Source organism: Ferdinandcohnia sp. GQ5 (assembly GCF_059759275.1).
The window spans coordinates 1-14,800 of record NZ_JCAXEW010000031.1 but is presented as its reverse complement, the minus strand read 5'-3'; the positions used below and the strand labels follow the sequence as shown (position 1 = coordinate 14,800).

General features: G+C 37.0%; 17 protein-coding genes and 2 other annotated features. Of the genes, 2 read left to right on the top strand and 15 right to left on the bottom strand.

What is annotated here, in order from left to right:
• The first annotated feature begins 29 nt into the window (after positions 1-29).
• A complete protein-coding gene (sspI, locus tag AC6CHV_RS25060) occupies positions 30-239 on the top strand; it encodes a small acid-soluble spore protein SspI (RefSeq protein ID WP_121447639.1) in 210 nt (69 codons plus the stop codon).
• A 41-nt stretch (positions 240-280) separates the two neighbouring features.
• Here the strand turns inward: sspI and AC6CHV_RS25055 are convergent, their stop codons facing one another.
• The gene (locus AC6CHV_RS25055; protein WP_121447638.1) at positions 281-1,366 is read right to left on the bottom strand and encodes a M20/M25/M40 family metallo-hydrolase; all 1,086 of its coding nucleotides are present in this window, start codon (positions 1,364-1,366) and stop codon (positions 281-283) included.
• Positions 1,367-1,447: 81 nt separating this feature from the next.
• Positions 1,448-1,885, bottom strand: a complete 438-nt coding sequence (gene dut, locus AC6CHV_RS25050) for a dUTP diphosphatase (RefSeq protein WP_341330676.1) — start codon at positions 1,883-1,885, stop codon at positions 1,448-1,450.
• Positions 1,886-2,005: 120 nt separating this feature from the next.
• Between dut and AC6CHV_RS25045 the strand changes: the two genes are divergently transcribed.
• Positions 2,006-2,401, top strand: a complete 396-nt coding sequence (locus tag AC6CHV_RS25045) for a sigma-w pathway protein ysdB (protein WP_121447636.1) — start codon at positions 2,006-2,008, stop codon at positions 2,399-2,401.
• A gap of 14 nt (positions 2,402-2,415) precedes the next feature.
• Here AC6CHV_RS25045 and AC6CHV_RS25040 read toward each other — a convergent pair whose 3' ends face one another.
• From AC6CHV_RS25040 to AC6CHV_RS24980, 13 genes are all read right to left on the bottom strand, one after another.
• Positions 2,416-3,009: a TVP38/TMEM64 family protein gene (locus tag AC6CHV_RS25040; RefSeq protein ID WP_341330675.1), complete on the bottom strand. Its 594-nt coding sequence runs from the start codon at positions 3,007-3,009 to the stop codon at positions 2,416-2,418.
• 63 nt (positions 3,010-3,072) lie between these two features.
• Positions 3,073-3,342 (bottom strand): DUF1294 domain-containing protein, encoded by a 270-nt coding sequence (locus tag AC6CHV_RS25035; RefSeq protein ID WP_341330674.1) that lies wholly within the window; start codon positions 3,340-3,342, stop codon positions 3,073-3,075.
• 201 nt (positions 3,343-3,543) lie between these two features.
• Positions 3,544-3,900, bottom strand: a complete 357-nt coding sequence (gene rplT, locus AC6CHV_RS25030; protein ID WP_010678372.1) for a 50S ribosomal protein L20 — start codon at positions 3,898-3,900, stop codon at positions 3,544-3,546.
• A 29-nt stretch (positions 3,901-3,929) separates the two neighbouring features.
• Positions 3,930-4,130, bottom strand: coding sequence for a 50S ribosomal protein L35 (rpmI, locus tag AC6CHV_RS25025; RefSeq protein WP_057999468.1), 201 nt, complete (start codon positions 4,128-4,130; stop codon positions 3,930-3,932).
• 21 nt (positions 4,131-4,151) lie between these two features.
• Positions 4,152-4,670, bottom strand: a complete 519-nt coding sequence (gene infC, locus AC6CHV_RS25020; protein WP_121447745.1) for a translation initiation factor IF-3 — start codon at positions 4,668-4,670, stop codon at positions 4,152-4,154.
• Positions 4,671-4,735: 65 nt separating this feature from the next.
• Positions 4,736-4,870, bottom strand: a sequence feature (ribosomal protein L20 leader region).
• Between the two features lie 119 nt (positions 4,871-4,989).
• A complete protein-coding gene (thrS, locus tag AC6CHV_RS25015) occupies positions 4,990-6,921 on the bottom strand; it encodes a threonine--tRNA ligase (protein WP_341330673.1) in 1,932 nt (643 codons plus the stop codon).
• A gap of 178 nt (positions 6,922-7,099) precedes the next feature.
• Positions 7,100-7,333 (bottom strand) — a binding site (T-box leader).
• A gap of 86 nt (positions 7,334-7,419) precedes the next feature.
• The gene (ytxC, locus tag AC6CHV_RS25010) at positions 7,420-8,271 is read right to left on the bottom strand and encodes a putative sporulation protein YtxC (RefSeq protein WP_341333509.1); all 852 of its coding nucleotides are present in this window, start codon (positions 8,269-8,271) and stop codon (positions 7,420-7,422) included.
• A gap of 119 nt (positions 8,272-8,390) precedes the next feature.
• The gene (gene dnaI / locus AC6CHV_RS25005; RefSeq protein ID WP_341330672.1) at positions 8,391-9,320 is read right to left on the bottom strand and encodes a primosomal protein DnaI; all 930 of its coding nucleotides are present in this window, start codon (positions 9,318-9,320) and stop codon (positions 8,391-8,393) included.
• Positions 9,321-9,335: 15 nt separating this feature from the next.
• Positions 9,336-10,739: a replication initiation and membrane attachment family protein gene (locus AC6CHV_RS25000; RefSeq protein WP_341330671.1), complete on the bottom strand. Its 1,404-nt coding sequence runs from the start codon at positions 10,737-10,739 to the stop codon at positions 9,336-9,338.
• A 354-nt stretch (positions 10,740-11,093) separates the two neighbouring features.
• Complete coding sequence (nrdR, locus tag AC6CHV_RS24995) at positions 11,094-11,552, bottom strand: transcriptional regulator NrdR (protein ID WP_121447629.1); 459 nt, start codon at positions 11,550-11,552, stop codon at positions 11,094-11,096.
• Positions 11,553-11,801: 249 nt separating this feature from the next.
• A complete protein-coding gene (locus tag AC6CHV_RS24990; RefSeq protein WP_341330670.1) occupies positions 11,802-12,185 on the bottom strand; it encodes a cytosolic protein in 384 nt (127 codons plus the stop codon).
• A 109-nt stretch (positions 12,186-12,294) separates the two neighbouring features.
• Complete coding sequence (speD, locus tag AC6CHV_RS24985) at positions 12,295-12,675, bottom strand: adenosylmethionine decarboxylase (RefSeq protein WP_010678381.1); 381 nt, start codon at positions 12,673-12,675, stop codon at positions 12,295-12,297.
• Between the two features lie 233 nt (positions 12,676-12,908).
• On the bottom strand, positions 12,909-13,940 hold the full coding sequence (locus tag AC6CHV_RS24980) for a glyceraldehyde-3-phosphate dehydrogenase (protein WP_341330669.1): 1,032 nt from the start codon (positions 13,938-13,940) through the stop codon (positions 12,909-12,911).
• Between the last annotated feature and the right edge of the window lie 860 nt (positions 13,941-14,800).

Genomic DNA, 14,800 nt, shown 5'->3' with positions numbered 1-14,800 from the left:
AAAGTTACATATGAAAGGTGTGCATGTGAATGAACTTAAACTTAAGACATGCTGTAAAGCACAATGTCACAGGAAATTCTCAGGCTGAATTAGAAGATACAATAGTAGATGCTATCCAAAGTGGCGAAGAAAAAATGCTTCCTGGTTTAGGTGTTTTGTTTGAAGTCATTTGGCAAAATGCAAGCCAAGAGGATAAGCAAGAAATGCTTGCAACATTAGAGCAAGGATTAAAGCAGTAGTTAGAAAAAGCCGATGATAAACTCATCGGCTTTACTTGTTCTTATTCAAATTTAATTTTGTTGACAGTCTCTTGATCAAGACGTTTGATTACTTCTGCAATTAACTTAACAGCATTTTCATAATCATCACGGTGAAGAATTCCTGCGTGTGAATGAATGTAACGGGTTGCGATTGTAATCGCTAATGATGGAACGCCTTCTAATGTAATGTGGATTGCTCCAGCATCTGTTCCACCACCTGCAATCGCATCAAATTGGTATGGAATACTTAGCTCATCAGCCACTCCAACAACAAAATCACGCAATCCCTTGTGAGAAACCATAGAAGCATCGTATAAAATGATTTGTGGACCTTCTCCCATTTTACTCATTGCTTCTTTTTCAGAAATCCCAGGAGTATCGCCTGCAATACCTACATCAACTGCAATCGCAATATCAGGTTTAATCATCGTTGCAGCTGTTTTTGCACCACGAAGACCGACTTCTTCTTGTACACAACCAACACCATAAACAACGTTAGGATGTTCTTCATTCTTCAGATATTTTAGAACGTCAATTGCAATTGCACAGCCGATTCGGTTATCCCAAGCTTTTGCTAGTAGCATTTTTTCATTATTCATAACTGTGAATTCAAAATATGGCACCACCTGATCACCAGGTTTCACACCAAATTCAAGAGCTTGTTCACGACTTGATGCACCAATATCAATAAACATATCTTTAATTTCTACAGGCTTTTTACGTGCTTCAGCAGATAATATATGTGGTGGTTTTGAGCCAATAACGCCCGTAATATCACCTTTACTCGTGACAACGGTTACACGTTGTGCAAGCATAACCTGTGACCACCAGCCTCCAACGGTTTGGAAACGCAAAAATCCTTTATCATCTATTTGTGTTACCATGAAACCTACTTCATCTAAATGTCCTGCAATCATTACTTTTGGACCCTCTGCATTACCCGCCTTTTTTGCAATAATGCTTCCAATCCCATCGTACGAAATTTCATCAGAATATGGTGTTATGTATTTTTTCATGATTTCACGCGGCTCTCGTTCATTACCAGGAATTCCTTTTGCATCGGTAAGATCTTTAAGCATCGTTAATGTTTCATCAAGCTTTGTCATTAATAAATCACCTAACTTTCCTAAGTTTGATCACCATTTCATTATACAGAAAATGGTGGCAATTGAGCAATCAGGGACTTTTTATTTCGTCCCACTAGACCCAAAACCACCTTCACCTCTTTCAGAAGTTGTTACTTCCTCCACTTGTTGTAAATTAACCTGAGCGACCTGGGCAATGACCATCTGCGCAATACGCATTTGTTTTTCTACCACAAAGTCCTTTTTGCCATGATTAATTAATATAACAGCGACTTCCCCACGGTACCCTTCATCAATTGTTCCAGGGCTATTTAAAACAGTAACCGAATGTTTTAGTGCTAGTCCGCTTCTTGGTCTTACTTGGGCTTCGGTTCCTGGAGGCAGCTCAATTTTGATTCCCGTTTTAATTAATTCAGCCTCTCCAGGTTTAATTACTTTTTCTTCAGCAGAAAATAAATCCAATCCTGCATCACCTGGGTTTGCTTGTAACGGGAGCCTTGCATCCTCGTTTAACAGCATTACTTTTAAGTTATATGTCATAAGTAGTCCTCCTCAATAAAAAACAAACTAAAAAAATTATAGCAAATTAATCAAAACTTGAAACCTTTTAACTGTTTCAATCGTATATGTTGGCAGATTGAGAATGGAGGGAGTCCTCTTATGTTTGTCCTACTTATTCGTTTTGTACTATTACTTCTTATTATTTTCTTATTATATCGGATTTTTAAGTATGTCCTTAACCCAAAGAGGAAACTTGAACTTGCTCAAGAAAAACGAGAATTCTACTGGCTTGACGATCTTGCAAATGTTCATAAAAACTTTTTATTAACATATAAGGGAGTTTTATTTGAGGGAGAAAAATATTTAGGAACAACGAAGAAATCGTTTGAAGTTGTCTCGATTTTTGTCTGGGCCAAAGACGACAATCTAAAGGGATTAAATTATACAGATTTTCAATACATTGAACGTAGGATTAGTGAAGTATACCCGCATGCTAAAATTGATTGGAAAAGTCCGATAAAAGAACTTATTAAAGAAAACAGTCGTGAGCGTTAACTCACGACTGTTTTTCATTGATAAGATCTACCTGTTTTAGGTTTGAAAAATTCATGCCATTTGATAATGACTTGTTTTTCTCTAAGTAAATAGAACAATAGAGTTAGTGCAAGGAGAATAGCAAGAATAACTGTCGTGGAGAATTCACGGATAAATTGTCCGAAAACGGTGTAAAGAAGAGCTACTGGGATATTTGTATAGAAGGAGCCTTTGGCATATTCTCGGAAATTTCGAGTCACATCTTTGATGCACAATGATAAAAGATGAAAATTAATAAAAGGAATAAGACGTAAGATTGCAATTTGCCCAATCGTAAATTTCACTCGTTCACCCAACCATTTTTGCTTAAGATTAGTAATTTTTTGCGACAATCTAGGAACTTGACTATATAAAAAATAGAAAAGAATGCTAAGCATGGTTAAACCTAGGATGGAATAGATCGTTCCAAATACGGATCCAAATAATATTCCCCCGACAATACATATTACAGGTACTGGAATGAAAAAGAAGGGACGAATAAGATGTATCCCAATAAATATAATGGGGGCAAGCAGTCCAGTGGATTCAATAAAAACAAACAGAAGTGTCATTGTTTCATCCAAATACACAACTCACCTCTCTTTCGTTAGGTTACTTCGGTGCTATTTAAGCATATACAAACGTACAAGTTGTTATGACAGGTTAACTAAAATATATGTATAAAGGGCTATCGTAACAATTGAAAGAATGGGAAGCATGATGACAAATTGCTTATGCTTTGTTTTATGGCGAAATTGTCTCATCCCAAAGGTTGCCCCTAGTGCACCACCTACAATGGCGACAACCCAAATATGCTTTTCAGAAATGCGCCATTTGTTATTTCTAGCTCTATTTTTATCAATATACATAAGTAAGAATCCATATATATTTAGAATTACATAGATGAAAAAGAGATAGCTCATTATTATTCCTCCGTTATTGACTAAAACAAAAAAGGTTACTCTCATTTTACAATGGGAGTAACCTTTTTACCTAGACTTATTTGTAGTCTAGCTTCAGCAACTAGAAATTCAGGAAACTTCAACTCCTCCGGCAAAGGCAAATTACGCCTCGTAGTCGCAGTATCCAGTTTCCTCATTTCTGGTCAAGTCGCTTCCGCTTTTTTATTTTAAGTTGTTTTTAGCTACAGTTGCTAATTCTGCAAATGCTTTTTCATCGCTAACAGCTAGGTCAGCAAGCATTTTGCGGTTTACTTCGATACCAGCTACTTTTAACCCGTGCATTAAACGGCTGTAAGAAAGTCCGTTCATACGAGCAGCTGCGTTGATACGAGTAATCCATAGCTTACGGAAGTCGCGTTTCTTTTGACGACGGTCACGGTAAGCATACATTAATGATTTCATTACTTGTTGGTTTGCAACTTTATATAAAGTGTGTTTTGAACCGAAATAACCTTTAGCTAATTTTAATACCTTTTTACGACGTTTGCGTGTAACTGTTCCGCCTTTTACTCTTGGCATTTTGTTTCCCTCCTAAGATCAATAACCGATTATTTAATGTTGTCTAACATGTGGCGAATACGTTTGAAATCGCCTTTGCTAACTAATGTAGCTTTACGAAGCTTACGCTTTTGCTTTTGAGATTTATTTCCGAATAAGTGGCTTGTGTATGCATGTGAACGTTTAAGTTTACCAGATCCTGTTTTCTTAAAACGCTTTGCAGTACCACGGTGTGTTTTCATTTTTGGCATAGGGAGTTCCTCCTCAATTCATTACTTTTCGATTTTAGGTGCTAGTACTAAAAACATGCTTCTTCCATCCATTTTTGGGTGGGATTCAATCGTAGCTACTTCAGCACAAGCTTTAGAAAAACGATCTAAAACACGTTGACCGATTTCTTTATGTGTAATCGCACGACCTTTAAAGCGAATAGACGCTTTAACTTTGTCGCCCTTTTCAAGGAATTTAATTGCGTTACGAAGCTTTGTATTAAAATCATGCTCATCAATTGTCGGACTAAGTCTAACTTCCTTAATATTGATAACCTTTTGGTTTTTACGAGCTTCTTTTTCTTTCTTCTGTTGCTCAAAACGGAATTTACCGTAGTCCATTATACGACATACAGGTGGTTTCGCGTTAGGTGCAACCAATACAAGATCAAGATTTGCTCTTGCAGCAATTTCTAATGCTTCATTTTTGGATTTAATTCCAAGCTGATCACCGTTTTGACCAATCAAACGAACTTCGCGGGCACGAATGCCTTCGTTTACCATCATGTCTTTGCTAATAATTAGCCACCTCCAAGGTTTTTTAAAGAATGCCTCGTTTGAAATCTTGCGCATTTTACAGATTTGAGACAAACAAAAAAGTGTGAATGTATACACACCCACACTATTACAATTCATTTACACATTAATGATTAATGAACGTAAGACCTACCAACTGCAATTTGCGTCAATCAGGTGAGAAGCGGGTGCCTCTACTTTCTCAAACAAGTATTCAATTACCTACAAAAGTATAACATCTATGATGATAACTGTCAAACGGTGCAACTAGAATAGTGCAACGAAATTCATTCTAGCATGCACCTTTATGTTTGACAAGCTTTTTTTATTTTTTTACTTCCTGTAGGATCGCTGAAAGGAAAGCATCAAAGGACATAGTCTCAGATTTCTGCTCACCGTATTTACGGACATTTACCGCTTTTTCTCCCATTTCATTGTCACCTACAACAAGCATAAATGGAATTTTTTGCATTTGTGCTTCACGGATTTTATAGCCTATCTTTTCATCACGGTCGTCAATTTCGACACGTAATCCTTCTGCCTGAAGTTTCTCTTGAACACTCTTCGCATAGTCAAGATGTACATCAGGAGAAACTGGAATGACTTGAACTTGAACAGGGGCTAACCAAGTTGGAAATGCCCCTTTATACTCTTCAATCAAGTAAGCAACAAAGCGTTCCATTGTTGATACAACACCACGGTGAATAACAACTGGACGATGTTGTTTTCCATCTTCACCAATATAAGTTAAATCAAAACGTTCTGGTAATAAGAAGTCAAGTTGAACAGTTGAAAGTGTTTCATCTTTTCCAAGTGCTGTACGAACCTGAACATCAAGTTTAGGACCATAGAATGCTGCTTCACCTTCTGCCTCGAAGTAATCCAGACCAAGGTCATCCATCGCTGCCTTTAACATAGATTGAGCTTTCTCCCACATTGCGTCATCATCGAAATATTTTTCAGTGTCAGCAGGATCGCGGTAAGAAAGTCGGAAGCTAAAGTCTTGAATATCAAAGTCTTTATAAACCTCTAAAATAAGATTTACAACGCGTTTGAATTCTTCCTGAATTTGGTCAGGTCGAACGAAGATATGTGCATCATTAAGAGTCATTCCTCTAACACGTTGAAGACCCGATAATGCGCCACTCATTTCGTAGCGGTGCATTGTTCCTAATTCTGCAATTCGAATTGGAAGCTTGCGATAGCTATGAATACCATTTTTATATATCATCATGTGATGTGGACAGTTCATTGGACGTAACACAAGCTCTTCATTATCCATTTCCATTATTGGGAACATGTCTTCTTGATAATGATCCCAGTGACCAGAAGTTTTATATAAATCAACGTTTGCAAGTACTGGTGTATACACATGGTCATAGCCTAGTCTTACTTCTTTATCTACAATATAGCGTTCGATAACGCGGCGTATCGTCGCGCCTTTTGGAAGCCATAATGGCAATCCTTGACCTACTTTTTGTGAATTTGTAAACAGGCTTAGTTCCTTACCTAATTTACGATGGTCACGTTCTTTAGCCTCTTCTAGTAAACGAAGGTATTCGTCAAGTTCAGCTTTTTTAAAGAATGCAGTTCCGTAAATACGTTGTAGCATTTTATTGTCACTATCTCCACGCCAGTACGCACCAGCAATGCTTAATAGCTTAAATTCTTTAATTTTTCCTGTTGAAGGAACATGGACACCACGGCAAAGGTCAAAAAATTCACCTTGTTCGTAAATTGATAAAGGTTCTCCCTCCGGAATATCTTGAATTAATTCAATTTTAAGCTCATCGCCGATTTCCTCGTATCTTCTTAATGCCTCATCACGCGAAACCTCGACACGATGGATTTCAAGATTTTCATTTATGATCTTTTTCATTTCTTTTTCGATTTCAGGCAGATCTTCAGGTGTTAATGATTTTTCCATATCAATGTCATAGTAAAAACCATTTTCAATAACTGGCCCTACACCAAGCTTAACATCCTTGTATAGGCGTTTAATTGCTTGAGCCATAAGGTGAGCTGTACTGTGTCGCATGATTTCTAATGCTGCATCAGTATCTTGGGTAATGATTGCTATTTCACCATCTTCATGAATTTCAGTTCGTAAATCAATCTCTTTTCCATTAAACTTACCAGCGATTGACTTTTTCTTTAGGCCTGGGCTGATTGATCCTGCAATATCTTCTGTTGTTGTTCCTTTAGGAAACTCCTTCACTGCTCCGTCTGGGAATGTAATTTTTACTACATCTGACATCAGTTTTCAACTCCTTTTAAATTAAAAGCACAAGGCGCGCATCCTTAGGCTACAAGTATAAGATTAGCGCCGACAGAAGGTGCCTTTTTCCTTCTGAAGCGATTTGCTTAGACCCGAGAGCCGATGGCGCCTTGGGCTAGATATAAAAATGTGAAAATAAAAAATACCCGTCCCCAAAAAAAGGGACGAGTATATGTATCGTGGTTCCACCCTTGTTTCCACTCGAGAAAAATCGAATGGCTCAAGAAACAAATAACGGTTATCCCGTCAGTAATTACAACTTTGATAAACAAAGGTTCACTACTGAAGTTTAGAGGTGGTAAAAGTATCATTCGTGTTAGGAAGCTTCCAGCCTTGGCCTCCCTCTCTGAAAACCGTAATTATACAATCGTGTCCTCATCATAACTTTTAAATTATAGACTACTCATTCATGAGTATTTGTAATATGTAGGTATTATAGTCTTATTTAAAAGTTAAATCAAGGGCAGTTCGTATATTTCATATTTTTTTTGCTTTCTGCCGTGTGTTTTCAAAGGACTTCTTCGTGTAAATTGTGACATTCTCTAAAAAAATATTGTGGATGGTCTGTACCATTCCATTATCAATCTGGTCCGTATAAATTGAAATTGACTTCGGAGCAATTGATACTAATGGTGCCAATACTGCAGAATCAATGTACAAGGGCTGGTGTAGGATTAGTTTTCGATCAATATATTTAAACAATTCATCTCGCTTAATTTCAGTAAACTCATGATTATAAAAATAAAATTGCTCATCATGTAAAATATGTAATTGTTCAAGCTTTGGTTCTCGCTTCTCTCTAAATTCCCTCAGTCCTTGAATAAATGTTTGATACTCCTGCTCAAGCTTGTATTCATCAATAGCAGATTCGATTATTTGCAATAATGCCTCATTATACGACCGCATGCGAAACTTTAAAAATGATTCAAACGAGAAAGAAATAGGAATTTCCATAAAATCGTGAAGCGCTTCCTCTATCAGTTGTTCCCGCGGCACGACATCTTGAACCCCTGGGATATCAGGGTTATTCCCATCCATCAATCCTTTGGCAATTTCTAATATTTGCTTCTTCTCTTCATAATCGGTAAAGTAAAATAAATTTTCAATGTAATCAAGAATCCAATTGTCCTCTTTGTTATGAATGATAAACTCGGCCATTACCGGAATGACCACAACCTGAACTGCATATTGTATTTTCTCTGAAATGAAAACAGACACGACATTCTCCTCATCATTGACAACTTCTATGTAATCTATAGAAAGAGCTTTTGCCTTTGCAACTAAGCCCTTATACATTTTTTGTGCATCTGTTATTTCTTGGAAATGCATTTCAATCAAGCTAGTCCCCCCATTTCACCAATACCATTACCCTGTTACATGTATATGGTGAATCGGACAACTTTAGAATAAAAAAATTGGCTTTCTCTTTTTCGAGAAAGCCAATTCGATTAGTATCGTCTGTTTTTTCCTTTAAGTTCAACTGGTTTTGCTAAATATTTGATTCGTTCCATGATTCGAGCAGCTTTGACCTTTTCCTCTTCACCACGTTGCGTATATGATAAATGGTGTTCAAGACCTTTAAAATCGAAATTTGATGTAAAGAAGGTCGGTAAGTTTTCAAGCATACGGTATTGCAGGATACTACCAAGAATATCGTCACGCATCCAACTAGACATCGATTCTGCACCAATATCATCTAGCATTAAAACTGGTACTTTTTTAACTGCATCAATTTTTGAATTGATTGATTGGTCCTGTAAGGAACCTTTTAACTCCCTCATAAATTCTGGTACATACACAAGCATCGAAGAGACCTTTTTCTGAGCTAGTCCATTTGCAAGGGCTCCTAAGAAGTAAGTTTTCCCAATTCCAAACGAACCGTGTAAATATAATCCCTGCATCCGTTTGCCAGGTTCATAGTGGTCGAGAAATTCCTGAATTAAAAGAATTGCATCTGACCGTCCTTCATCAAATTCTAGAGATTCGAGGGATGCATCAAGGATATCTTTTGGAACATACATACTCTTAATTAAAGATTTATATTTAATCTGTTCATCGTGCATTACCTTTTTCGGACATCTTTCATAGCTTAATTCAATTGAGTTACCTTTAAGTTCAAGATGAGGATGAAAGCCCTGTAGCATATTTTTACACGAATGAAGGCTTTCACATTTATTACATTCCTTGCTTTGATTGATATATTCGTAAAGCTTAACAAGACTTCTATTAATCGTATCATTAGTAATTTGATCCTGATGTGCGTTTATAAAGTCTCTTACCTCAGAATGGTTTAATACCTCATGTTTAATTTGTTCATATCGCTGCTGAAAGCCAGCATGATTTGAAAGTTTTTTCAAAGAATCCTGAATCGGTTTCATATCCTCACCCCCATCTTATTGGTTATTCTTTTTTAATCTTTCTTCAAACAGACGTTTCTTCTCTTCAAAGGAAGGACTTGATGCATTTTCCTTTGCTTTTTCCTTTTTTGGAGTTTCTTCTTTTGTACCTTCATCCTCTTGTTTTAACCAGTCAGGTAATAACTCTTTGCGAATCGGTTGTCTTTTATATTTATTTGTCTTTTTATCTGCAGTCCAATTATGCTTTTTGGCCGTCTCCATTGCATCCTTAACTGTCTTTATATTTAATCTTGCCCAGTTACTTGCAATGGTTTCGATATAAGACTTTGTTAATCTCATATCCGATTTTAACATGACATAATATAACAGTACATTCACAACACCTGGAAGTAAGTTTTGACGGAACATCACATCTTCTATAATTTTCAATTCAGAAACAGAAGGCTGTGACCCTCCAGATACATCGATTAAAAACTCTTTTGGTGAGATTCTTTCCAGTTTCTGAATTAATTCTTCTTCCTTTGTTTGAGGAACTTTGTTTACCATTGTTTGATTTGGTAATGGTTGAACCCTTTCTGTTAAATTAGGTAATTCATTACCAGTTTCAAATTGATACCAGTCTCTTGAAGCCTTTCTTAATTTTTCGATATCAATTTTTTCGTTTGGATCAAAAGCACTCATAACAATCCCCTGCATCTCAACCGGATCGATTCCATAAAGAAAAGAAAGCTTAGTGATTGCTTCTCTTACTCTAGGTGTAATGGCATTTCTCGGAATCATTACATCTGAAAGACCTGCAAAAAACAAATCGAAATTAAAGATTTCGTTTTCGATTACAAGCTTTTTCTCATGACTACGATCCATGTATTCTGTATTGTCATCACGTTCAAGATTGCTTTTCATTTCATCACTAATCGATGAAATCATTTTCGAGACTTGAGCAGAGGCAAATACCTCATTAAATGCTTTCGTAATCGGTTTATATGAATCTAAATCAGGTTCATGATCTGAAAAGAACTGCTTGAGTTTAAAAAATTTACCTTTTCCTAATCTGTTATACAAATAAACATTAAGAACACCATCTGTAAAAAAAGCTCTAGGTGAGAGTGGTGCCTGCAACTCATAGATAAAACTCCTAGAATGCTCATCGGATTTTACAAATGTTTTTAATAAGCCGATACCTTCAAGCTTTAATCGTTCTTGATAAATATCCTGTAGATTCGTTTGTAACAGTGCCATTAACGTATAATGGGTACTTTCCTCTCCCCATAGTCGGTTTTGCTCCAACTCACTCCACAAAGTCATATATAGACTGAAGGCTTTCATTCCAATAAGAGGTTGGTAAAGCAAAGATACAATTTTCCGGTCATAATCATGCAAAAGGTCAGCAGAATGCACAATATAACGATCAACTGGTACTAATTCCTTCCAATGCTCCATTTCATCAAAGCCTTCCATTTTTATAGGATGTCAAAAAAGTCGGCCGAAAAGGACACATCGAATTTCTGCGTAAACTGCTCCAAGTACATTGTGAATAACCTGGTTATGTGCTTGCGTCTACTAGATTATTCACGATGACAATTCCTCAGCGCAAGGCTGCAAGGGAGTTAACTCAAGCAGTTACTCGCGCCGGTACTCGGGAGCTCGCGACGCCTTGAAATTACGACGCACAGGACGTGCTAGTGTCGACAAAACATGAGGCCGTAGCGTTTTTGTCGACGTGGTCCTTTTTAACCTCATTTTTGAACACGCATTTATAGTTCAAAAAAGAGCTTAACACGTATCTTAAGCCCTTTAGCGTTCTCTTTTTATTAATTCCTTTAATTCATCGATAAAAACATTTATATCTTTAAATTGGCGGTAAACTGATGCAAAACGAACATACGCAACTTCATCTACCTTTGCCAAATGGTTCATTACATATTCACCAATAATATCGCTATTGACCTCTGCAATCCCTTGACTACGTAGTTCCTTTTCAACGTCATGAGTGATATCCTCTAATTGTTTCAAGGAAACTGGACGTTTTTCACACGCTTTAATTAGCCCCCGCAGCATCTTTTCCCTGCTGAACTCCTCGCGGGTACCTTCTTTTTTAACCACAATCAAAGGAATTTCTTCCACTTTTTCAAATGTCGTAAACCGATACTGGCATTTTTCACATTCTCGTCTTCTACGGATTGAACGACTATCATCAACTGGGCGTGAATCCAAGACTCTCGTTCCATTATGTTGACAAGTAGGGCATCTCATTCCTAACAACTCCCTTCTTAGGAGATCTCTATAGGATGTTCAAAAATTCGGTCAAAAATGACACATCAAATTTCTGCGTTGGCTTGCTTCTGCGTTCCTCACGTATTAACTGCATACGCTCCGGTACTCAAAGCTGCACCGCCTTGAAATTCTTGGTCCTTTTCACCCTCTTTTTTGAACACACACTCTATGTATTCATATTATAAGAAAGATTTTCATTGGACAAGGGGTTCTCATCATAAATCCGACTTATGAATCTTTTTTACCTATAAGAGGAAGTTCTTTATCTAAGCGTTGATATAAATTCATAATGACTTTTTTACTGTAGCCAAAGTCTATAGGTAATAAAAGTGTTTCGGTTGTAACCGCGAAGTCAATCGCTGTTTCAAACGGTCTTACAGAGACAACAGTTGCAACCACAAAGGCTTTTCTTCCTTTTTTTATTGAAATGCTTATTTCCCCTCGTTCTTCTGATACAGAGTTAATATGGTAACCATCTAAATGATTAATAACCTTTTTTACAGCATCAATCGCCTTTTTATTTGTTGTTTTATAATAATGACTTCTTAACTGCTCGTCCGAATGTTTGTCTCTCGTCTCGCTGTGATTAGAAAAAAACGTTTGCAATCCCATTAGTTCCACTCCCTATTTTTATCTATATAAATGAAAATTACTGTTCTAAATGTAAAAAAGAGGTGTAATTTATACACCTCTTTCTATTTTAGTTGATTCTTATTTATTTTTAAAGTACTTTTACTTGTGCTGGCTTTACTTGTACTGGTCCCATACCACGTGGAAGTTCAATATTCTCGCGTGTTTGTGCACCAAGTGCCTCAGCAATATAGTCTGCAGCAATATTCGGATCTAAATCTCCACATGTGTACACATCTATACTTGCGTATCCATGTTCAGGAAAACTGTGAATCGTTAGATGTGATTCAGAGATGATAACAACACCACTAACTCCCTGTGGAGCAAATTTGTGAAAAGCTACTTCACGAATTTCTGCACCTGACTTTAGTGCCGCTTGAACAAAAGTTTCTTCAATACCTTGCATGTCGTTTAATTTTTCAAAATCGCAACCCCATAATTCAGAGATTACATGACGTCCCATAGTTTCCATAATTTAATTGTTCCCCCTCTTACCATAATTTCGATGAGTTCTTCGCGTAAAGCATGAGCATAACTACCACGGGGGAAAGTTAGTCCAGAGAGGTCCTAACCCTTTAAGTAGCTACAAAAGCATAAGCTTTTAAGAAGTTCACGAAAACTAGTATACTAAGTTTATATACATTTAGCAATACGTTTTATTAAACTAAATAATAAAACCTTCCCACAATTGGGAAGGTTTTTGATTTAACCGACTTTTGCTTCAGTTTTTTGGATAATTTTTTCGCCAACAAATTTGACTAAATCTACGACTCTACAAGAATATCCCCATTCATTATCGTACCAAGCTAATACCTTTACCTTACGCTCACCTATGACCATTGTAGATAACCCATCGACAATAGACGAATGTGGATTTGTATTAAAGTCAATGGAAACTAATGGTTCAGTCGTAAAATCCAAGATCCCTTTTAATGCCCCAACGGATGCAGTTATAAAAGCCTCATTAATTTCTTCAATCGTTACATCTCGTTCAACATCTACAACTAAATCAACTAAAGAAACATTAGGAGTTGGTACACGTAATGCCATTCCATGTAATTTTCCTTTTAGTTCTGGCAATACAAGTGATAATGCTTTTGCCGCTCCAGTCGATGTCGGAATAATAGATTGTGCACAAGCTCTTGCTCTTCTTAAATCTTTATGTGGATTATCGATATTTTTTTGGTCATTTGTATAAGCATGAACTGTTGTCATTAAACCGTTCACAATTCCAAACTGCTCGTTTAAAACTTTTGCAACTGGTGCTAAGCAATTTGTTGTACAAGAAGCGTTTGAAATGATTGCATGATTTTCATGATCATATTTGTCTTCATTTACACCCATTACAATTGTAACATCCTCATCCTTACCAGGTGCAGTTAAGATGACTTTTCTGGCACCAGCCTGTAAATGAAGGCTCGCTTTTTCCTTTGAATTAAATTTTCCTGTTGCCTCAATCACAATATCTATATTTAATCTTTTCCAAGGAAGCTCTAAAGGATCACGGGAGCTAAGAAGCTGAATACGCTTACCATTCACCAATAATGAGTCGTCCTGTGGAATGATTTCCGCATCGAACTTACCATGGTTTGTATCATATTTTATTAGATGTGCTAGTGTGTCCGCAGGGTAGCTTGCATTGATAGCGATTATTTCTAAAGTATCATCCATAATTGCTTTTCTAAATACCATTCTTCCAATACGGCCAAATCCATTGATTGCGATTCTTGGCTTCATCAAAACCCCTCCACGATATATGTTATACTTTTTGTTGTTATTTTCTACGATTAGTATAACACATTAAAATAGATATGTAACACTTTAATTCATTTTTTTATAAAATTGGTCATTTATACGTCCTTTAGGCTATTTCATATGGTTATTTGACCTAGGTAAATAAGGTATCTTGTATAAAGATATAGACTCCAAATTGAGTACAAACAAACTCATTCTGTAAACAGAATAATAATAATAAAACTCATCTTAAAATATTAGTCTGGATAGTCTTCGGACAAGAGAAGGTCAAAACAGCATGGGTGCATCGGGGGCGGATAGATGCACAGGGGAGGTGCTAAGTCAGTGGGGCTTTGTTCGAAGTGGAGGTATCTTCGGACACAGGAGTGCAATATATGCGTGAATGGGTCTGAAGTTGAGAGATCTTCGGACAATGGATGGATAAATTTGCGCACTGGTGTCGGAGGTTGAGGCTGCTTCAGACAATTGGTTGCTAAATTTGCGTTGCTGTGGCCGAAGTTATGCTATCTTCGGACAATGATTAGCTATATCTGCGAGGACGTGTCCGAAGTTCTGCTAGCTTCGGACAATGGATGGCTAAATATGCGCGGCTGTGGCCGAAGTTATGCTATCTTCGGACAATGATTAGCTAAATCTCCTTAGTCGTGTCCGAAGTTGAGGTAACTTCAGACAAAAAATGGCTAAATTAAGCGACTTTGTCCGAAGTTGTGCTAGCTTCAGACAAAGATCAACTAAATATGCGCAGACGTGTCCGAAGTTCAACTAGCTTCAGACAAAGATTAACTAAATATGCGCAGACGTGTCCGAAGTTGTGCTTTCTTCGGACAATGAACAGCTAAATC

What these genes read in the sequence shown, in the direction of transcription:
- AC6CHV_RS24990 (WP_341330670.1), bottom strand. Translation starts at nt 12,185, where the DNA reads ATGGGATTGCAAACGTTTTTTTCTAATCACAGCGAGACGAGAGACAAA.
- AC6CHV_RS24980 (WP_341330669.1), bottom strand. Translation starts at nt 13,940, where the DNA reads ATGAAGCCAAGAATCGCAATCAATGGATTTGGCCGTATTGGAAGAATG.
- AC6CHV_RS25035 (WP_341330674.1), bottom strand. Translation starts at nt 3,342, where the DNA reads ATGAGCTATCTCTTTTTCATCTATGTAATTCTAAATATATATGGATTC.
- ytxC (WP_341333509.1), bottom strand. Translation starts at nt 8,271, where the DNA reads ATGCATTTCCAAGAAATAACAGATGCACAAAAAATGTATAAGGGCTTA.
- rplT (WP_010678372.1), bottom strand. Translation starts at nt 3,900, where the DNA reads ATGCCAAGAGTAAAAGGCGGAACAGTTACACGCAAACGTCGTAAAAAG.
- dnaI (WP_341330672.1), bottom strand. Translation starts at nt 9,320, where the DNA reads ATGAAACCGATTCAGGATTCTTTGAAAAAACTTTCAAATCATGCTGGC.
- speD (WP_010678381.1), bottom strand. Translation starts at nt 12,675, where the DNA reads ATGGAAACTATGGGACGTCATGTAATCTCTGAATTATGGGGTTGCGAT.
- dut (WP_341330676.1), bottom strand. Translation starts at nt 1,885, where the DNA reads ATGACATATAACTTAAAAGTAATGCTGTTAAACGAGGATGCAAGGCTC.
- AC6CHV_RS25045 (WP_121447636.1), top strand. Translation starts at nt 2,006, where the DNA reads ATGTTTGTCCTACTTATTCGTTTTGTACTATTACTTCTTATTATTTTC.
- sspI (WP_121447639.1), top strand. Translation starts at nt 30, where the DNA reads ATGAACTTAAACTTAAGACATGCTGTAAAGCACAATGTCACAGGAAAT.
- AC6CHV_RS25000 (WP_341330671.1), bottom strand. Translation starts at nt 10,739, where the DNA reads ATGGAGCATTGGAAGGAATTAGTACCAGTTGATCGTTATATTGTGCAT.
- thrS (WP_341330673.1), bottom strand. Translation starts at nt 6,921, where the DNA reads ATGTCAGATGTAGTAAAAATTACATTCCCAGACGGAGCAGTGAAGGAG.
- rpmI (WP_057999468.1), bottom strand. Translation starts at nt 4,130, where the DNA reads ATGCCAAAAATGAAAACACACCGTGGTACTGCAAAGCGTTTTAAGAAA.
- nrdR (WP_121447629.1), bottom strand. Translation starts at nt 11,552, where the DNA reads ATGAGATGCCCTACTTGTCAACATAATGGAACGAGAGTCTTGGATTCA.
- AC6CHV_RS25055 (WP_121447638.1), bottom strand. Translation starts at nt 1,366, where the DNA reads ATGACAAAGCTTGATGAAACATTAACGATGCTTAAAGATCTTACCGAT.